At 61.7% G+C, this 19,080-nt stretch carries 18 protein-coding genes, 1 tRNA gene and 1 pseudogene; 7 read left to right on the top strand and 13 right to left on the bottom strand.

Annotated features, from left to right (window positions below):
* Positions 1-172: 172 nt before the first annotated feature.
* From DQ405_RS03375 to DQ405_RS03330, 10 genes and pseudogenes are all read right to left on the bottom strand, one after another.
* Positions 173-952, bottom strand: a complete 780-nt coding sequence (locus DQ405_RS03375; RefSeq protein ID WP_168422929.1) for a transporter substrate-binding domain-containing protein — start codon at positions 950-952, stop codon at positions 173-175.
* Positions 953-1,085: 133 nt separating this feature from the next.
* Positions 1,086-1,409 carry a DUF3325 family protein gene (locus DQ405_RS03370; protein ID WP_168422928.1) on the bottom strand — a complete coding sequence of 108 codons (324 nt, stop codon included), beginning with the start codon at positions 1,407-1,409 and terminating at the stop codon, positions 1,086-1,088.
* The gene (locus tag DQ405_RS03365) at positions 1,402-2,979 is read right to left on the bottom strand and encodes a PepSY-associated TM helix domain-containing protein (protein WP_168422927.1); all 1,578 of its coding nucleotides are present in this window, start codon (positions 2,977-2,979) and stop codon (positions 1,402-1,404) included. The genes DQ405_RS03370 and DQ405_RS03365 overlap by 8 nt, the downstream gene beginning before the upstream one ends.
* 1 nt (position 2,980) lies before the next feature.
* Positions 2,981-3,307, bottom strand: a complete 327-nt coding sequence (locus DQ405_RS03360; protein WP_168422926.1) for a hypothetical protein — start codon at positions 3,305-3,307, stop codon at positions 2,981-2,983.
* Positions 3,308-3,325: 18 nt separating this feature from the next.
* Positions 3,326-5,458 (bottom strand): TonB-dependent receptor domain-containing protein, encoded by a 2,133-nt coding sequence (locus DQ405_RS03355; RefSeq protein ID WP_168422925.1) that lies wholly within the window; start codon positions 5,456-5,458, stop codon positions 3,326-3,328.
* Between the two features lie 481 nt (positions 5,459-5,939).
* Positions 5,940-6,015 (bottom strand) — tRNA-Phe (locus tag DQ405_RS03350).
* A gap of 173 nt (positions 6,016-6,188) precedes the next feature.
* Positions 6,189-6,461, bottom strand: coding sequence for an oxidative damage protection protein (locus DQ405_RS03345; protein ID WP_168422924.1), 273 nt, complete (start codon positions 6,459-6,461; stop codon positions 6,189-6,191).
* Positions 6,458-7,540: an A/G-specific adenine glycosylase gene (gene mutY, locus DQ405_RS03340; RefSeq protein WP_446730857.1), complete on the bottom strand. Its 1,083-nt coding sequence runs from the start codon at positions 7,538-7,540 to the stop codon at positions 6,458-6,460. The genes DQ405_RS03345 and mutY overlap by 4 nt, the downstream gene beginning before the upstream one ends.
* Positions 7,537-9,758 (bottom strand): annotated as a pseudogene (locus tag DQ405_RS03335) (AsmA family protein). The gene mutY and the pseudogene DQ405_RS03335 overlap by 4 nt, the downstream one beginning before the upstream one ends.
* Before the next feature lie 153 nt (positions 9,759-9,911).
* Positions 9,912-10,310 carry an acetyl-CoA sensor PanZ family protein gene (locus tag DQ405_RS03330; protein WP_168422923.1) on the bottom strand — a complete coding sequence of 133 codons (399 nt, stop codon included), beginning with the start codon at positions 10,308-10,310 and terminating at the stop codon, positions 9,912-9,914.
* A gap of 217 nt (positions 10,311-10,527) precedes the next feature.
* Between DQ405_RS03330 and hisB the strand changes: the two genes are divergently transcribed.
* The 7 genes from hisB (at position 10,528) to DQ405_RS03295 (ending at position 15,520) form a co-directional block, all read left to right on the top strand.
* Positions 10,528-11,121, top strand: coding sequence for an imidazoleglycerol-phosphate dehydratase HisB (gene hisB, locus DQ405_RS03325; protein ID WP_168422922.1), 594 nt, complete (start codon positions 10,528-10,530; stop codon positions 11,119-11,121).
* Positions 11,121-11,759 (top strand): imidazole glycerol phosphate synthase subunit HisH, encoded by a 639-nt coding sequence (gene hisH, locus DQ405_RS03320; RefSeq protein ID WP_168422921.1) that lies wholly within the window; start codon positions 11,121-11,123, stop codon positions 11,757-11,759. The genes hisB and hisH overlap by 1 nt, the downstream gene beginning before the upstream one ends.
* Entirely contained in the window at positions 11,760-12,020 is a 261-nt protein-coding gene (locus DQ405_RS03315; RefSeq protein WP_168422920.1) for a DUF2164 domain-containing protein, read from the top strand.
* A 37-nt stretch (positions 12,021-12,057) separates the two neighbouring features.
* Positions 12,058-12,801 carry a 1-(5-phosphoribosyl)-5-[(5-phosphoribosylamino)methylideneamino]imidazole-4-carboxamide isomerase gene (gene hisA, locus DQ405_RS03310; RefSeq protein WP_168422919.1) on the top strand — a complete coding sequence of 248 codons (744 nt, stop codon included), beginning with the start codon at positions 12,058-12,060 and terminating at the stop codon, positions 12,799-12,801.
* An 88-nt stretch (positions 12,802-12,889) separates the two neighbouring features.
* Positions 12,890-13,660 carry an imidazole glycerol phosphate synthase subunit HisF gene (gene hisF / locus DQ405_RS03305; RefSeq protein ID WP_168422918.1) on the top strand — a complete coding sequence of 257 codons (771 nt, stop codon included), beginning with the start codon at positions 12,890-12,892 and terminating at the stop codon, positions 13,658-13,660.
* A 69-nt stretch (positions 13,661-13,729) separates the two neighbouring features.
* The gene (locus tag DQ405_RS03300; RefSeq protein WP_168422917.1) at positions 13,730-14,476 is read left to right on the top strand and encodes a substrate-binding periplasmic protein; all 747 of its coding nucleotides are present in this window, start codon (positions 13,730-13,732) and stop codon (positions 14,474-14,476) included.
* A gap of 297 nt (positions 14,477-14,773) precedes the next feature.
* A complete protein-coding gene (locus DQ405_RS03295) occupies positions 14,774-15,520 on the top strand; it encodes a substrate-binding periplasmic protein (RefSeq protein WP_446730856.1) in 747 nt (248 codons plus the stop codon).
* Positions 15,521-15,529: 9 nt separating this feature from the next.
* Here DQ405_RS03295 and DQ405_RS03290 read toward each other — a convergent pair whose 3' ends face one another.
* From DQ405_RS03290 to DQ405_RS03280, 3 genes are read right to left on the bottom strand one after another with little or no spacing between them, the layout of a single operon-like run.
* The gene (locus tag DQ405_RS03290; protein WP_168422976.1) at positions 15,530-16,294 is read right to left on the bottom strand and encodes a divergent polysaccharide deacetylase family protein; all 765 of its coding nucleotides are present in this window, start codon (positions 16,292-16,294) and stop codon (positions 15,530-15,532) included.
* 50 nt (positions 16,295-16,344) lie between these two features.
* Positions 16,345-17,682, bottom strand: coding sequence for a S41 family peptidase (locus DQ405_RS03285; protein ID WP_168422915.1), 1,338 nt, complete (start codon positions 17,680-17,682; stop codon positions 16,345-16,347).
* A 41-nt stretch (positions 17,683-17,723) separates the two neighbouring features.
* Positions 17,724-18,983 (bottom strand): murein hydrolase activator EnvC family protein, encoded by a 1,260-nt coding sequence (locus DQ405_RS03280; protein WP_168422914.1) that lies wholly within the window; start codon positions 18,981-18,983, stop codon positions 17,724-17,726.
* Positions 18,984-19,080: the final 97 nt, after the last annotated feature.

Genomic DNA, 19,080 nt, shown 5'->3' with positions numbered 1-19,080 from the left:
TGGCTCCGAAGCGAAACTGCTAACTGAAGGGTAGACGGTGATTTCGCGGCAATTACTCACCCGATAAACGGGGAGACGGGCGATTGGCCGATTGCTGCGTCGTGAAAGAGCGGCCGGGCATGGTCGGCTGAGACGAGGCTGGTAGCTGTATCGCGCGCTCAGCCGAGGTGAATCAATACGCTGCTTGCAGCTGGTGGCGACGCAGAATGACCGATACGGTGCCGTCGGCTATGAGCGTATCGAGTGCCTGCTCGAACACCTTGAACTGCGCTTCGCTGAAGCGCTTGCGCGACAGGCCGATACCGTATGAGACCATCGCCAGCTCGCCTGTCTCGTATAGCCCATCGAGCTGCTCCTCCTTGATCAGATGCCAGGCGACATCCTGGTTGAGCACGGCCAGGCCGTGCTCGCCGAAGCGCCCGGAAGACAGCATCTGCAACAGGCGGCGATTACTTGCGGTCAGGTGAATCTGCACATCGGCGACCGGTTCGAGGCGTTGGGAGAGTACATACGAGGTGCCGGACGGGCCGTAGACGCCGATCACGCGGCCTGCCAGGTCGCCCGGTTGGCTGTATACGAAGGCGCTGCCCTCGCGGGCGAACACGCTGTAGCGCGAGGTGACGAGCATGCGGGTGATATGAAACGCGCGCTCGCGTTGCGGTGAGCGAACCACTGTGAAGATGCCGTCTGCTTCGCCCTGTTCGGCCTGCCGTAGCGCCCGCTGCCAGGGATGAACCTTGATCGAGCAGTCCTGGCGCAGGTGACTGCACACTGCCTGGACGATTTCCACCAGCGGACCCTTGGCCTGATGTGTTCCCGCACCGGTATTGCCGAAGCGTTCGGCTCGGTAGGTAAACGGCGGAAAATCTTCGGTGACGAACGTCCACTCTGCCGCACTCGTCGGGGCGGCGAGGATCAGCCAGATCAGTAGAATCGAGGGGAACGTCCGCACAACCGTTAAAGCTCCTGATACATGAGCGGCCTTCCTTAGCAGTGCAGCCAGCAAATGGCAGCTTATGTGTAATTGTTCTGACTCGCCACCCTGCCGGCCCCGAAGGCGTTTGGTCCCGGCTTGATGCTGCGGCTCAGCGATGCGTGAACGCTATAAAACGGGCAACGGGTCGCAGCCAGACAGGCTTCCAGCTCAAGGTGAATGACAGACTGAGCGCAGCGGCGCTGAGGAGCGTCACCCAAAGCAGGACGCCGAATGCGCCACCTTGAATCGTCAGCAGCAGGAACAGGACGCTTGCCAGCATTAGCGTGGCCAGCAGCCTGTGTCGTATCGGTGCGGACGGCGCGGGCGCGAGCGGGTCGACCGCCTTCAGATGCGCCGGCTGGCCGAGCGCTAACAAGGCGAAGGCCACATAGCCCAGCGCAAAGGCCAGCAGCGATGCGGCGAACTCAGGCACCCTGCTGCTCCCCCCGCAGCTTGCCCGCTACCGGTTGCGGCAAGCTGCGGGCGCGCTGAATACGAGCAGCCACCAGCAGACAGAAGCCCGCGAGCACCAGCAGCATCAGGTCCATACCGGCAACGGCCGTGTGGCCGGCGGACAGGCTGCGTAACAGATGATCGCCGGTGGTGAGCCAGTTCAGCGCCACGGCAATTACTGCAAGCACGGCGGCGAACTGCAGTTGCCGGCGCCATGCCTGCGCAGGCCTCAACACGGCGTGTGCCAGCGCTAGCAGCCAGCTCAGGTAAAACGCCCAGCCCTCCAGTGCGGCTCGTTGGGTGCCGGTCGCTAGGCTGTCCATCGGCAGCAGGCGATTGGCGATGAAGAAGGCCAGGGTTGCGATGATCAAACCAGCCCCCGCGGTCACACTCAGCGCTTCGACCAGGCGTGCGCCGATCCGCCCTTGACGCTGGTGCCGGGCACGCCGCGAGCCGGTCCAGAACAGCAGCCCGGTGCCGATCAGCACACAGCCACTAAGGCCCCCGGTGAAGTACAGCCAGCGCAGCGTCCAGTGGTCGAACTGGATGAAATGCAGGCCCGTCAGAAAGCGTTGTACTCCACTGACAGGGGCCGTCGAATGCTGATGAAGCAGCGCGCCGGTCGTGCCGTCGAAGGTCAGCCGGTCGACATTCATCGTCACGTCATCGGCAAAGGAGCGACGAACCTCGACGTACGCGTTGCGGTCGCCGGGATTCCAGACGCGCACGAAATAGGCCTCGCCGGGTGTGCCGCTCTCGGTCCAGATGGCCTTTGCGCTCGTCAGCATGGCGTCCAGTGACGCGCTTTCGGCGTCCACGCCCGATGCGGGGCGCGAGTAATTTCCCAGTGCTTCGAGCTTGAACTGCGCCTGGCCTTGTGGATAAAGCGTCTGGGTAATCCCTGGAAAGTAGATCAGATAGAAGATGATCAGCCCGGACAGGCTGATCACGAAATGAAACGGCAACACCAGCACCCCGGTGAGGTTGTGCAGGTCGAGCAGGCTACGTTGTGGTCGCTTGCGTGGGCGAAAGGTGAAGAACTCGGCGAAGATCTTGCGGTGCGCCACTACCCCTGACACCAAGAGCACCAGCATGCCCATCCCGGCCACGCCGACCAACCAGTAACCGATGCTACGCCAGCTGAGGTGCAAGCTGAAATGGAAGGGAAAGATGAAGCGCGTCCCGGCCCAGCTGCCCTGGTCGGCAATCAGCTCGCCAGTGTGCGGATCAATGTGACGGCGTACCGGACCCTGCTGTGGGTCCTGATAATCGAGTTGCAGGGTCGGCGTGCGCGGAGTCGGCAGGCTGATCGACCAGACCGGCGCATCAGCCGCCAATTGCTGGGCATGCGGCAGGACGAGCCGGTCGAGCGATAGCGACGCCGGCGCGGGTGCCAGGCGCGTGCCTGGTTGCATCCAGCGGTCGATCTCGCGATCGAACACCGACAGCGAACCGGTCCAGAAGATCGCCAGCAGCAGGCCGCCGAGCAGCACGCCAGCCCAGGTATGCAGCCAGCTCATTGATTGGCGGAAACCCTTGCCTGGCGCCATCTCAGGCACCGACCAGGGCTGGCGCCAGCTGATGCCGCAATCCCAGACCGATCGCGGTGCCTGCCAGTAGCAGAGCCCAGACCCGCCAGAGCCTGGGCTCGGTGAAGCTCCACAACAGCAGTACGAGGTACAGGATGAACCCCAGCATCGCCGCGAGGATCACCGCTTCGCTGCGCGCCATGCCGCCGAGCAGCGTCAGCAGCTGGGCGGCGGTCGAGGAGAGCGCCACCGTGCACGCGTATCCGCCGCCGACCGCCGCAACAACGCGCAGCAGCAGGCTGGCTTGCCTGGGCCATCGCCGGCCCGGAGGCTGCCCGTCGCGTTTCATCGCTCTTGATCCACTACCTTAGAAACTGACCTGGTAACCGAGCGTCACCGTGCGCCCGCGACCGTTGAATACGCGTCCGTCACGGGTGACTTTCGAACCGGTGTTGGCCGCCTGGGAATAGTACGTCAGGTAATCTCGGTTCAGCAGATTCTCGACCCCGAGGCTGAGTTCGCCGACTGGCAGGCGATAACCCATGTAGGCATCCACCAGCGTATAGCCATCGAACTCCAGGCCCGGTTGGTCAAAATCACGACTGACGTAATGGTTGGCCTGCAGCAGGCTATGCAGTTGGTCGGTCCAGTTTGCCTGCCAGCTGGCGCCATAGCGGTCCGGCGAGATGTTCGCGCCGTTGAGATCGGTATCAACCTTGCCGTCGCCATCGGTATCGGATTGACCGTTGACCTGGGCGTACATCAGTTTCAAACGATGGGCATCGTTGACCCGCCAGCCGCCAGTGAACTCAATGCCGTCGATTTCGGTGCGTTCCCGACGAATCTGATACACCCCGCCAACGCTATCCAGGCGCGACCCCAGTTCCGCATCGGATTCGTAATAGCTGATCTCCGCATCGAACGGGCCGTGGTTCAGACGAAAGCCGATTTCGCGGTTCTCGGTGACTATCGGTTGCAGGTCGAGGAAGTTGTCGACACTGGTGTCCGGTGTCTCGATTCCGCGCAGCACCCGGCCTACGTCCGGCATGCCGAAGCCTTCGGAATAGTTGGCGAAAAGCTGCACCCAGTCTGTCATTTGCCAGACCACACCGGCGTTGTAGAGCGTTTCTTCGAAGGTCGGATTGCCACCTTCGACGTCCACGCCACCGAGCGCCGGATTGGTCGAGGCGATGGTCTTGAAGCTGTCTACATCCAGATCGGCGAACTCATGGCGAACGCCGGCAAACAACGTCAGGTCTTCCATGGCGCGGATTTCGGCCTGCAGGAAAGGCGCGTAGTTACGGAAAACCGTCTCCGGTACCCATTCACGATCGGTGAGGATCAGCTGCTGGCTGGTGGTGTCCTGCAGCACATCGAGGCCGCCGGTGAGCATCAGGTGATCATCGAGCAGGCCGTCACGGCTGAGGGTTAGCTTGCCGCCGATCTTGTCCGACTCGTTCTGCGATTGGTCGAACAGGGTGCCGATAGGCGCGATGCCGGCATCTTGAAAGGTGCCGTTGGTACCTCCACCGAAGCGCGCGCGAAAGCGCTGCGTGTAAAGCTGCAGGCCCAGCTCGTTGCCATACAGGTCAGCGTGCTTGTACGACAGACTGGTCGCCAGCACTTCGTTCTGTGGCGCTTTGCCCTGCGGGTCGCCTTTGCGTGACGTGGCGGGAATGTCGGCGTCGGCATCGCCCGGAACGTTGACGTACTCGTGCTCGCCCTCGACCTCGTAGCGATTGACCATCAGGCCGATGTTCTGGTTGTCGTCCAGCCAATAGCCGAGCTTGACCAGCAAGTCGGTGCTGGTCGAATCCATAACGTCGCCCTGGGTGTCATCGACGCCGATCAGGTCGCCATTGGCATCGTAGAACATCCCCTGGGTCTGCCAGCTGGTACCGACGAGGTAGTCGAAGTTGCCCTGGGTGCCCTCGACTCGATAGTCCAGCTTGTAGCCGAGTCCTTCGGATTCATAATCGGTGGGGGCGATGAAACTAACCCCGGCATGCTGGCGCAGCGTGCCGCTCTCGGGGCGGCGGGTAACGTAGTTGATGATACCGCCCGTCGCGCCCAGGCCGTGCTCGGCGCTAGCGCCATGAATCACCTCGATGCGCTCGACCATTGAAAGATCAATGGTATAGCCATCGCGCTGGCTGTCTCGTAGTGGTGTGGATTGCGGCACACCATCGATGAGAATCAGCGCCGAGCGACCGCGGAAGGTTTCACCCGCGCTGCTCATCTTCTGCCGACTCGGCGAATAAGACGGGATCAAATTGCTCAACACCGCACCGTGATCCGAGGTGATCGCCAGCTGCTGCTCAATCTGCTCGCGATCTATCACGGTGATCTTTTGTGGCGTCTTGCCGGCTTCGCTTCTGGCGCGTGTTGCGCTGATAGTTACCGCTTCGAGCTCAGTGGCCTCTGCGGCAAAAGCTGGCGCGGACGAAAGGGAAAAAGACGCAAGCGAAATGGATAGGCACAGGCAGGATTTGCGAAACACGAGACGCTCCCGATTTTGGTGTTGTGGGGAAATCGGGGCGAGAATGTAAACTAAATGAAAATAGTTTGCATTATGTTCATGGTTTGTCTCGGTGCTTGGATGGTGCCATCCGAATACCGGCATATAGCCAACGCCGCTCTGGGCGGGATATTCACCGCAGCGGTCGGACGGTCTGTCGGCTGCAGAATTCGGTAGTCACGCATCCAGTTCGCGGCGCCGGCTACTGTGACGCGCTGTCAGCGAAGGCATCAGTGCTGCCCGTTGAGAGGACAACGTCAATCGGATCGAAGACTGCTGCGTCGACGTTGGCTTGATATCACCGGCGTATCGCAACGGAGTGTCGAGTTGGGGCGGAAAAGTGGTTCGCGGGCTTCGTCGGCCTAGGCACCGGCGAAGCGGAAGGCATGCAGAGAAGCGAAGAGGGCGGGCAGCAGAAAACAAAAAGGCCCACCAGATGGTGAGCCTTTTTTGTTCGGATTCATGGTGCCCAGGGACGGAATCGAACCGCCGACACGGGGATTTTCAATCCCCTGCTCTACCGACTGAGCTACCTGGGCAACGGGGCGCTATTAGACGGATTTGGCTTTTGCCTGTCAAGCGCGGCCTGGAAAAATATTTAGCCAGAACGGGTGTTTAGCGTTGTATTGGCATTTCGGTAGCCCGTCGGGGCAGCTGCAGCGGTCCCGACGGAACAGGCATAGTGCGGGGCGTCCCCGTCTGGTGCAACGGGTCATTCGCTCGGCGGTACGTACCCTTCGGCCTGAGCGTAGTCTTCGCCAGAGAAGAATTTGTCCATCTCGGCCTGCAAAAACTTGCGATCTTCAGCGTTCATCATGTTCAGACGGCGTTCGTTGATCAGCATGGTCTGGTGCTTCTGCCAGTCATCCCAGGCCTTCTTCGATACGTTGTTGTAGATGTCCTCGCCCTTTGCGCCCGGATACGGCGGGCGATCGAGGCCGGGGAGTTCTTCTTTGTATTTGCGGCAGTTCACGGTGCGGGTCATGACATCTCTCCTGCGTTCAATTCGGCGGCGGCGCGCTTGAGCAGCATCTTCACCGGGGCGGCGAGCCCCAGTCGCGGCGGGGTGGCGAGGTTATACCAGAGCCAGTCTGGCTCGGCCACGGCGTTGGCCTCGGACTTGACTGTTATCAGCCAGGGCTCGATGGCCAGCTGGAAATGACTGAAAGTATGGGTCAGGCAGGGCAGCTCTCGGCGCTGTTGTAGCTGCAGGGCGTGGCGTTCGGCGAGCGGGTCGAGCGCGGCCAGATCGTCCAACTCCGGCAGGCTCCAGAGTCCGCCCCAGAGGCCAGTGGGTGGCCGACGATAGAGCAGGATGGCGCTCTCATGGTTGGCCAGCAAGGGCATCAGCGTGCGCTTCTGTGGAAGCGCCTTGCGAGGCTTGGGCGCCGGAAAATCGGTTTCGCGACCGAGCAGATGGGCGCGACAGCCAGCTTTCAACGGGCACAGCAGGCAACTGGGTTTGCTGCGGGTGCAGAGCGTGGCGCCGAGGTCCATCATCGCCTGGGTGTAATGGTTGACGCGCGTTTGCGGGGTCAGGCGTTCGGCAACGTCCCAGAGCTGCCTGGCGACTTTCGGCTCGCCCGGATAACCATCCTGTGCGACGTAGCGGGCCAGTACGCGCTTGACGTTTCCATCGAGTATCGGCGCGCGCAGGCCCATGCTCAGGCTGGCGATGGCGCCCGCGGTGGATCTACCGATGCCGGGCAGTTCGGCGAGCCGCTCGACGCAACGCGGAAAATCACCGCCGTGCTCGGTAACGATCAGCTTGGCAGTCTTGTGCAGATTGCGGGCGCGGCTGTAGTAGCCCAGCCCCGTCCACAAATGCAGCACTTCATCTTCGGCAGCCGTCGCTAGTGCCTCAACGGTCGGCAGCGCATCCATGAAGCGGTCAAAGTAGCCAAGCACGGTACTGACCTGGGTCTGCTGCAGCATGATCTCCGATACCCATACCCGGTACGGCGTGATGCCCTGCTGCCAGGGCAGATCCTTGCGGCCATGACGGTCGTACCAGTCGAGGACGGCCGCGCCGAATTGCTCGTCGCTCAAGGGGCGTAGGATCATCGGTTGAACAGCCCTTTCAGTGCGTCCTTTAGCTCAGGACTGACCTTGTCGCCAAGCTTCTCTTCGATGGTCTCGTTGAGCTTGTCTCCTGCGAGCCTGGCGGCGATCTTGCCGAGGCCGTCCTTGTCGAAGCGGCAGGCCTTGGCGCCCAACTCCAGCGGGCCGCGGCAGTGCAGCGGCCATTCGATGCCAATATAACGCTCGTTGACGGCGCACGCCGGATCGGGCATTTCGCCCTTGTCACCTTCGATGACGATACCGATGCGGTAATCCATGCCCAGCACGCGAAGGTCGACATCGCCGTTGCCGTTTACCGTCAGGCCGGGAATGCTGGCCTTCAGGTCCGGGTTGCTGGCGACGCCGTTCCGCAAGGTTAGATTGCCTTTTAGTTCCCGGAACGGTGTGTCCTTGCTCCGCGGATCGCTGGACAACGGCTTGCGGTTGAGGGTGGCGATAGCGCGGCAGAGCTGCTGCTCGAGGTTGGCGTCGACGAGAATTCCGTTGTCGATGATGAAGCCGATCTTGCCATTGAGGTTGTCGATCCAGGCCTTCTGGCTGTTGCCCTGAGTACGCAGATCACCGTCCAAATTCAGCAGACCCTTGATAACCACTTCGTCGTTCTGGCTTTTCAGCAGTTGCTCGATTGGGACGCGAGCGATGCGGGTCTGGGCAGTTATCAGCGGTACCTGCGGGCGAACATCCAGGCTGGCCGAGGCTTCCAGACGCCCGTTGTAGAGCCCGCCGCGCAGCTCGTCCAATGTCAGCAGGCCGCCTGAGCTACGCGCCTTGAGCGCAAAGCTGTCGAGCGGCAGATTCATTGCGGTAAGGCTGTCGATGTTCAGGTTGATTCGCGTATCCAAGCTGCGTAGCGCGCCGATCGGCAAAACTGCGGCGTCGCTCCAGGCCTGTTGCGTTGGCTTGTTCGGCAAAGGCGTGGTGCCGCTGCCAATCACCGCAGCTTCAGTAGCCTCGACTTCGCTCTGGCGTGCCGCACCGGCAGCGTCTTCCTTGCTTGGCGGTGGCAAATAGCGATCGAGATCCAGCCGGTCGCCCTGGAGATCGACCTGCAGCGCCTGTTTGGCGAAGTCGCTGACGGCGACCTGGCCGGTAAAGCGGCCGCCGTCCAGTTTCAGATCGAGCTCTTCGAAGGTCAGGCTGGTCGGGGTGCCGGCCAGGCGGGTGACCAGCTCGGCCTTATTCAGAGCGGTGCTATCGGCCATGGGTGGAAGTTGCTGGCCGATGCCCTCAAGGAACTGGCGCAGACTGAATTCGGCGATGGATAGCGTGCCGGTGATCTTCGGCTGCTCCTTCAGGTCGCGCGCCTTCAGTTCGCCAAGGCCGCGCAATTGGTTGGCGGTGAACTTCAGGCTGGTCCACTCGGCGATTTCGGCGGCCAGGTCGACCAGCAGTTGCCCCTGTGCACTGAACGAAAGTGTCTTGCCCTGCAGCGGCTCGCCGGACGCCTCGCCGCTCAGACGCAGGTCTTCCAGTTGATATCGTTGCAGCTTGGTATCGAAGCGCAGTGCGCCCTGCAATTCGGTGCGGCCCGCATCACCGGTTTGTTACTGCCAAAGAAGGCGTTGAGCTTGACCGGAATCGGAGTAGCTTCGCGAATGGCGCCCGTTGTCAGTTCAATGCCTTCGGCACTGAATTGCTGGCCGCTTTGGGCATCATGGTAGGCCACACGTGCATCGCTGATGGTCAGGCTGTCGATATCCAGTTGCAGCGGGCGCCTGGTGTTATTCGATGACTGCTCGTCGGCAGGCGTCTCGACCGGGTCCGCTGGTGACGCATCGCCGGATTGAGCCTCGCTGGCCGGCTGGCCGATGCCTTCCCAATTACCCCGGCCGTTCTCGTCGCGTGCCAGGGTCAGGTTGAGACCGTTGAGGTTGATGTCGCTCATCTGCACTTCGCGACTGAACAGCGGCAGCACCCGGACCGATAGGCCCAGCATGCGCAGATCGGCGAAGGGCTGCTGCGGTGTGCGCACGGTGGCCAGGGTGGTGTCGTGCAGTTCCAGGCCGAGCCAGGGGAAGAGGCTCCAGCCGATGTCGCCGTCGATGTTCAGCTCGAGGCCAGCCTTGTCGCGGGCAAGCGCGCGGATTTCGTCCTTGTAGTCGTTGGGGTCGAACAGATGAGTCAGGGCAAAGCCCAATGCGACGATGAGCAGCAGCAACCCGAGGATTACCAGGCCCAGGATCTTGCCGAGCGCTTTCATGGACAGGTCCTTTGTTTTTGGTATTTCAAAAGCAGCGAGTATAGCGCCACGAACCACGGCTTTCGCCGCAGCTGGCGTTGGAGTGGCCGCATGCGTCTGGGTTCCTGTCCGGTTGCGGTGCGGCCCTAACCGTGGCGCCCGAATCCGCAGGCGCTAGATCGGATCCAGCGGCAGATGCAACCGCGCGGCCAGCGCCTGGGTCTCGAGGTGTTCCGCCGGCGCCGCCAGATGTAAATTCTGTCCGGCCTCGCCGGCCAGGCGTTGGCTCTCTTCAAGAATCCGTTTGCCGACGCCGCGGTTGCGGGTGACCTTGCGTACACAAAGATGTGACAGCTGCCAATGGGGTGCACCGCGCTGCAGCAGGGCTGCACCGAGAAGGCGGTCATTGAAGCGACCGGCGATCAGCGTGCCATGGGTTAGCGCGCTGTCGATCAGCGCTTCGGCACTTGCATGAGGCGCCAACAGCCAATCCGGCGCGTCGGCGAAGATTTTCGCCAGGTCGATACGGTCCTGCTGGCTGGGCTCGGTGATGCTTTCGACGTAAACGGGCATGTGAACCTGATGCGTTGTCGGTGATGCCAGCAAGCATAACCCTGCTATTTGGCAATCGCACGACAGCGTGCTGCCCGGCGCATCATGGGCGATCGCTCCGGGGTGTCTGGCCTTGCCGCTCCTGCAGGGCGCCGAGCCACGGTCGGGCGCGTATCCTCGATGGTCGTTTAGGCCTATAATGCCTCTCTTTTTCGCCCCACGATCAGCGGAGCTGTTGATGTCCGAACGTACGGCTTGCGTAGAGCGCAACACCCTGGAAACCCAGGTCAAGGCCACCATCAACCTGGACGGCACCGGCAAGAGCCGCTTCGCCATCGGCGTGCCCTTTCTCGAGCATATGCTCGACCAGATCGCTCGCCACGGCCTGATCGATCTGGATATCGAATGCCAGGGCGATCTGCACATCGACGACCACCACACCGTGGAGGACGTCGGCATCACCCTGGGCCAGGCGTTCGCCAAGGCCATTGGTGACAAAAAAGGCATGACCCGCTACGGGCATTCCTACGTGCCGCTGGACGAGGCGCTGTCGCGTGTGGTCATCGACTTTTCGGGGCGGCCGGGTCTACAGATGCATGTTCCCTATACCCGCGCAACCGTCGGCGGCTTCGATGTCGATCTGTTCCAGGAGTTCTTCCAGGGCTTCGTCAACCATGCCTTGGTCACCCTGCACATCGATAACCTTCGCGGGCACAACACCCATCACCAGATCGAAACCGTGTTCAAGGCCTTCGGCCGAGCGCTGCGCATGGCAGTGACACTGGATGAGCGCATGGCTGGGCAGATGCCGTCGACAAAGGGTTGCCTGTAATGCAGACGGTCGCTGTCATCGACTACGGCATGGGCAACCTGCACTCGGTCGCCAAAGCGCTTGAGCATGTCGGCGCCGGCAGGGTCCTGGTTACCAGCGATGCTCAGGTGATTCGCGAAGCCGATCGGGTCGTGTTTCCCGGCGTCGGCGCGATCCGCGATTGCATGGCCGAAATTCGCCGTCTGGGGTTCGACGAGCTGGTGCGTGAAGTCAGCGTTGATCGTCCCTTCCTCGGCATCTGCGTGGGCATGCAGGCGTTGATGGAGCGTAGCGAGGAGAACGGTGGTGTGGATTGCATCGGCCTGTTCCCCGGCCAGGTGCGCTTCTTCGGCAAGGATCTGGAAGAGGACGGTGAGCGCCTGAAGGTCCCGCACATGGGATGGAACGAGGTAGAGCAGGCGATCGCTCACCCCCTCTGGCACAACATTCCTGCCGGCGGCCGTTTTTATTTCGTGCACAGCTACTACGCCGAGGCGGGCAGTCCACGACAAGTAGTCGGTCGCGGCCATTACGGCAAGGAATTCGCTGCGGCGCTTGCCGATGGTTCGCGCTTCGCCGTGCAATTCCACCCCGAGAAAAGCCACACCCACGGCCTGCAACTGCTGCAGAACTTCGCCGCCTGGGATGGTCGCTGGTAAATGAGCCGGGCCAAGCTCAAGCCGCCGCTCCTGACGCTGGATTCCGCTCAGGAACAGGCTGCGCAGCAGACCATCAAGCGTTTTCTAGAAGAGCGTTTCGAACTGGAGCTTGGCTCCTTCGAGGCGCAGGAAGTGCTCGATCTGTTTGCGCGTGAGATTGCTCCGCTCTACTACAACAAGGCGATTTTCGATGTGCAGACACACCTGAAAGACAGGTTCGAAAGCATCGAAAGCGACTTGTGGGCGCTCGAAAAGAGCTGACCTTTAACCGATTCCCAGATTTGAACAGGTTCGAGCCATGCTGATTATCCCCGCAATCGATCTGAAAGACGGCGCCTGCGTGCGTCTGCGTCAGGGCCTGATGGATGACGCCACGGTGTTCTCCGATGACCCCGTAGCCATGGCCGCCAAGTGGGTCGAGGCCGGTTGCCGCCGTCTGCATCTGGTCGATCTCAACGGTGCTTTCGAGGGCCAGCCGGTCAACGGCGAAGTTGTCACGGCGATCGCCAAGCGCTATCCGAACCTGCCGATCCAGATCGGCGGTGGCATCCGCTCGCTGGAAACCATCGAGCATTACGTGCGCGCCGGCGTCAGCTACGTGATCATCGGTACCAAGGCGGTCAAGCAGCCGGAGTTCGTCGGCGAGGCCTGCCGCGCCTTTCCGGGCAAGGTCATCGTTGGTCTGGACGCCAAGGACGGCTTCGTTGCCACCGATGGCTGGGCCGAAGTCAGCAGCGTGCAGGCCGTGGACCTGGCACGCCGCTTCGAGGCCGATGGCGTCTCGGCGATCGTCTATACCGACATCGCCAAGGACGGCATGATGCAAGGCTGCAATGTCGAAGCCACGGTCGCGCTGGCCAACGCCAGCCGCATTCCGGTAATCGCCTCGGGCGGCATCCACAATGTCGGCGATATCCAGAAGCTGCTCGATACCAATACCCCCGGGATCATCGGTGCCATCACCGGCCGCGCCATCTACGAGGGCACCCTCGATGTGGCCGAGGCGCAGGCGCTCTGCGATCTCAAATTTAAAGACGAGTAACGAGTCATGAACTGGAAGCCGGAGGCCAAGCAGCTCGGCCGGCTTCCGGCTTCTGGACCCAAAGCTTCAAGCTCTTCCGGAGAAACGCATGGCCCTCGCCAAACGCATCATTCCCTGCCTCGACGTGGACAACGGCCGCGTGGTCAAGGGCGTCCAGTTCGAGAACATCCGCGACGCCGGCGATCCGGTGGAGATTGCTCGTCGCTACGACGAGCAGGGCGCTGACGAGATCACCTTTCTCGACATTACCGCCAGTGTCGACAACCGCGACACCACATTGCACACCGTCGAACGCATGGCCAGCCAGGTATTCATCCCGCTGACGGTGGGTGGTGGCGTGCGAAGCGTGCAAGACATTCGCAACCTTCTGAATGCCGGCGCCGACAAGGTGTCGATCAATACCGCTGCGGTGTTTACGCCCGAATTCGTTGGCGAGGCTGCCGAGCGCTTCGGCTCGCAGTGCATCGTCGTCGCGATTGATGCCAAGCGGGTATCCGCGCCGGGCGAAGCGCCGCGATGGGAAATCTTTACCCATGGCGGTCGCAAGCCTACCGGGTTGGACGCCGTGCTCTGGGCACAGAAGATGGAGGCGCTGGGCGCCGGCGAGATCCTCCTGACCAGCATGGACCAGGACGGCGTGAAGAGCGGTTATGACCTGGGTGTCACACGGGCCATCAGCGAGGCAGTCCACATTCCGGTGATCGCTTCTGGTGGCGTCGGCAACCTGCAGCATCTGGCCGATGGCATCATCGAGGGCAAGGCCGATGCGGTGCTGGCCGCCAGCATCTTCCACTTTGGCGAGTACACCGTGCCGGAGGCCAAGGCCTATATGGCCAGCTGTGGCATCGTCATGCGCTGAGCCTGCTTCGAATAAAACTTTTCAGGGACGTGGTCGGGCGGTTTGCGCCCGTATTCAAGGAAACAAGCAATGTTCAAATTCACGCTTCTTGCCCTGGTGGCCAATCTGACGCTGGCCGCTGCCTCTGCCCAGGCCGCTCCGGAACAAATCGATCTGCTTACCGAGAACTTTCCGCCCTACAACATGGCGGCTGACGGCAAGAACTTCGCCCGAGATGAAAATATCAGGGGTATCGCCACCGATATCATTCGCGAGATGTTCCAGCGGGCCGGTGTCGATTACACCCTTACCTTGCGCTTCCCCTGGGAGCGCATCTACAAGATGGCTCTGGAAACGCCGGGGTATGGCGTGTTCGTGACGGCTCGGCTGCCTGAGCGTGAAGCACTGTTCAAGTGGGTAGGGCCTATCGGGCCGGATGACTGGGTGCTATTGGCGCGTGGTGACAGCACCATCGAGCTCAACAGTCTCGAGCAGGCCAGGCAGTATCGGATTGGTGCCTACAAGGGTGACGCCATCGGTGAGCATCTCGTTGCCCAGGGGCTGCAGCCCTCGCTGGCGCTGCGCGACCAGACCAACGTCGAGAAGCTGCAGAGCGGCACTATTGATCTCTGGGCGACGGGCGACCCAGCCGGACGCTTCCTGGCGAAGCAGCAAGGCGTAAATGGACTCAAGCGAGTGCTGCGTTTCGACAGTGCCGAGCTGTTTCTGGCGCTGAACAAGCAGGTTTCCGACGAGACGGTGGAAAAGCTGCAGGCCGCGCTGGACCAGATGCGCGCAGACGGTACGGTAAATACCATCACCGGCCGCTACCTCTGACCGATCACATTGACCGGCGATAAACCCCGCCGCCGCTAGGCCTCGACCCAGCGGTGCTCTATTGCAGAGCGCCCGCTGACCTCTCCCGCGTGTCGTCGCCCTCTGTCTGCACGCCAGGCACCACCATGCATGGCGGTGATGGCAAAATGATGCGCGAATTCTGTGCGCCACGTCTCATCCGGAAGGCGGCCTCGCTGCGTCTGGTTCACAAGTTGCTACACCTAACGAAGCGGCAGCCGCACGGCGCGTGTCGGCGAGCTGTCGGCCTGAAGCACTTGCAGACGTGGGGGAAGTTTGATGAAACGAATTCTAGCGGCCGGACTGCTGATGTTAATGGCCGCCTCGGCCAAGGCTGCACTGCCGGACGATTATAAAATGGTACTGCTGACCGAGAATTTTCCGCCATTCAATATGGCGGCTGATGGCAAGAACTATGCGGCGGACAGCAATATCAGCGGAATCAACGCCGACATCGTGCGCGAGATGTTCAAGCGTGCCGGAATTACCTACAGCCTGACGCTGCGTTTCCCTTGGGAGCGCATCTACAAGCAGGTGCTGGAACAGCCGGACCAGGGACTGTTTTCCACCACCTATACCCCGGAGCGTGAGCCATTGTTCAAGTGGGTCGGGCCGCTTGCCAGCACCGGCTGGGTGCTGCTGGCACCGCCCGGTAGTCCGTTGCGTTTGAGTTCGCTTCAGCAGGCGCAGCAGTACCGGGTCGGCGCCTACAAGAACGATGCGGTCAGCCAGCATCTGGAAGCCAACGGATTCCAGCCGATCAACTCACTGCGCGACCAGGAAAACATCGGCAAGCTGCTCAAGGGACAAATAGATCTTTGGGCTACCACCGATCCGGTCGGCCCCTACCTGGCCAAGCAGGAGGGGGTGAGCGGGCTGCCTACGGTATTGCGGTTCAACGATGCGCAGCTGTTCCTCGCGTTCAACAAGCAGACGCCAGACGAAGTCGTTACGCGGCTGCAGAACGCTTTGGACGAGATGAAGAGTGACGGCGTGATCGATGCGATTATGCGCCGCTATCTCTGATCAGAACCCTCAGCGGTAAACGCCGAGCGTGCCATGAGCAACCGTTGCGCGGTTGCCTCGGGTGGCGATCATCTGACCGATATCCACCCAATCGATCCCCTGAGCACGCAGGCGCGGTAATTCCTGCTCCAGCAACGCCAATGTGCTCGGGTACGGATGCCCAATGATGACCACTGAGCCCTGCTTGCGAGCCAGGCGGACAGCCGTGCGGAACTGCGCAGTGACGGCGGCGGGGCTGGGATCGTCATCGAGGAAAATATCGCGCGATAGGCTGGCCAGCCCGATTCGCTGTGCCGTGGCGGCGGCTACCGTCCTGGCATTGGTGCGGCTGTCGAGAAAGAACAGGTGGCGCTGCTGCAGTTCGCCCATCAAGGACGCCATGGGCTGCGGTTGATCCGTCATCTGGCTACCCATGTGATTGTTCACGCCGCTAGCGTGCGGGACCTTTGCCAGCGCGCTGTGCAGACGGCGGATCAGCTCGGTCTGCTCCAGTTGCGGTTGCCAGGCATAGGGGCCGCCAGCGGGTGCCATGGGCAGGTGCAACATGACCGTTTTACCTGCGGCATTGGCCCGCTCAGCCAGTTTTGTGGCGTGGCGGCTGTCTGGCAGAATCGCCATGGCCACCGGGCCGGGCAAGGCGAGAACGCGAGCATCCCGAGCCGCATGCTGGCCCAGATCATCAATCACCAGAGCCAGCTTCGGCATCCGTGATATGGCGGCCAAGCGTTCCGCTCCATCTGCCGGGTCGGCGCCAGCATCCGGTGCGCCAATCATCAGCAGTGGTGCAAGAATCCCCAGCAGCAGGTATGCAGCCCGCGACACCGCTATTGGCCGCGGGTGAGGTTCAACCCCTTGAGCAGATTCAATGCCTGGCCGAGCTGGAAGTCTTCGTCCTGCGGGCGTGGCGAATCGCTGGTGATCGAGGTGCCAGTGGGGCGCTCCGGGCCGCCGTTTCCATTGCCCAGATGACCGGCCAGATCCGCTTCGCGAACGCCTTCGACGGCCTGTTCGCGGGTGAGCTTGGCGCGGGTTACCTGAATATCCGGCTCGATGCCCTGGGCCTGGATGGAACGGCCATTCGGGGTGTAATAGAGCGCGGTGGTCAGCTTCAGTGCGCGGTCATTGTTCAGTGGCAAAACGGTTTGCACCGAGCCCTTACCGAAGCTATCGGTCCCCATGACAACGCCACGCTTCTGGTCCTGTAGGGCGCCGGCAACGATTTCGGAAGCGGAGGCGCTGCCGCCGTTGATCAGCACAACCAACGAAACGCCTTCGCTGGCATCGGCCGGGTCGGCGTTGAAGCGCAGCTCGGAATTGGCGATGCGGCCCTTGGTATAGACGATCAGGCCATCGGTGAGGAAATGATCGGAAACTTCCACGGCCGCCTGCAGCACGCCACCCGGGTTGTTGCGCAGGTCGAGCACCAGTCCGTTGAGCTTGTTGCCGTTTTCCTTGCGCATTTTTGCCAGTGCTTTACCGACCTCTTCGCCGGTATTGATCTGGAATTGCGTGACGCGCAGATAGCCGTAGCCGGGCTCAAGCATCTGGCTTTTGACGCTGTTGACCTTGATCACCGCGCGGGTGAGATTGACCGAAAAGGGCTTGCCACCTTCGCGTACAAGTGACAGCGAAATGTCGCTGCCTGGTTTGCCGCGCATCATCCCGACGGCGTCCATCATGGACATGCCCTTGGTCGGCTTGCCGTCGATCTTGACGATCAGGTCGCCGGCCTCGATGCCGGCCTTCGACGCTGGTGTGTCGTCAATCGGCGAGACCACCTTGATGAATCCGTCTTCCATACCGACCTCAATCCCGAGGCCGCCGAACTCGCCGCTGGTGCTTTCCTGCAGTTCTGCAAAGGCTTCAGGCTCGAGATAGGCAGAGTGCGGGTCGAGATTGCTGAGCATGCCCTTGATGGCATTTTCCAGCAGGGTCTTGTCATCGACCGGCTCGACGTAAGCGGCCTTGATCCGGTCCAGCACCTCGGCGAAGGTGCGCAGCTCGTCCAGCGGCAACGGTGCCTTGTTGCTCGCGGCATCCAGCGCGATCGGCTCTGGTGCCAGCTCTGCGGGCGGTTGCTGGGCCCAGGCACCACCCTGCATCCCTAGCAAGATGGCCAGGGCCAGCGTAGATGGTCGGGCGAAACGGCGCAGGTGCTGCATGTCTGACTCCAGTTATGAGGGGGCGCTTTAGCCGAACCGGCTTATCCTTGCGCACGACACCATTGTGCCGGATCGCTCGGGCGACCCTGTTGGCGAATGGCGAAATACAGTGCGGCAGACTCTTGCCCGCCGCTGGTTCCTACGGTGGCGATCGGATCGCCTGCCTTGACGATTTCTCCGGCGTCGCGCAGCAGGCTCTGGTTGTGACCGTACAGGCTCAGGTAACCATTGCCATGGTCGAGAATCACCAACAGACCAGCACCGCGCAGCCAATCGGCAAACACCACTCGACCACCGTGCACCGCGCGCACCTGGGTGCCGACATCTGCACCGATCAGGACGCCGTCCCACTTGGTTCGAGCGTCTCCGCCGCGCGGAGTGCCATAACGAGCGACCAGCCTTCCATCCACCGGCCAAGGCAGCTTGCCTTTGGCGCTGGCGAACGGGCCGCCGAAACTTCCACCCGCGCTTGAAACGATCGGGCCGGACGGTGCCGAGCGGTTGTCGCCAGCCCGCTGCTGACGTGCCTCTTCTTCGCGTGCCAGAGCCAGGGCTCGCTGACGCGCCTGCTCGGCCTCGCGCGCCTGGCGTGCAAGGGTTTGTTCGATGGTTTTGAGGACGCGCTCAAGCTGCGCCTGTTCTTGTTTTCGGGCCTTGAGCTTCTGATCGCGGGTGGAGAAGTCTCGGTCGAGTTTGGCCAGCGCCAGCTGGCGCTCCTTGCGTACTTCGTCGAGCTGCGCGCGGCGCTCTTTCAATCCATCCTGCTGCTCGGCAAGAGTCGCTTGCTGCTTCTCGATGCCGGCCTGGACGCTAGCCAGTTGGCTGAGGGTGTGGTTGAAATCTGCGACCTGCTCGAAACGAGCCTTGCTGAGATAGTCGTAGTAGGTCAGGGTCCGGCTGAATTTCTCCGGGTTCTGCTGGTTGAGCAACAACTTCAGATATTCCTGGCGGCCGCTCTGATAGGCGGCGCGTGCCTGGATTCCGATCAGGCGCTGCTGTTCGATGCGGGCGCCTTCAAGGGTGGTCTTTTCTTCGTTGAGACGTTCCAGCTCCGCTTCGCTGCGATCGATTTCCTGCTGCAGAGAGTCGACCTGTTTCTCCAGTTGGCCCATCTCGCTTTCGGTGGTCTGCAGCTGTTTCTGCACCGCAGATTTTTCCTGCTCGATCTGCTTGAGCAGTTTCTGCAGTTCGGCGACGTCCTGGCGTGCCGCTTCGATCTGTTTGCGGGCATCGGCGCGCTCGTCCGCCATGGCTGAGCCAAGCAGGCAGAAGAGCGCGAATGCGAAGAGAATACGAGGCATGGGAGGGCGTAACCGAGAATTTAGCGACCGCGGTAGTATGCCTAAAAAAGTAGCTTGAAGCTTGAAGCCCCTCGCTGGAAGTAGAGCCTGACTTCCA

Source organism: Pseudomonas sp. SST3, assembly GCF_003325755.1.
Note: the sequence above shows the minus strand (reverse complement) of the source record. Positions and strands in the feature narration are given on the sequence as shown.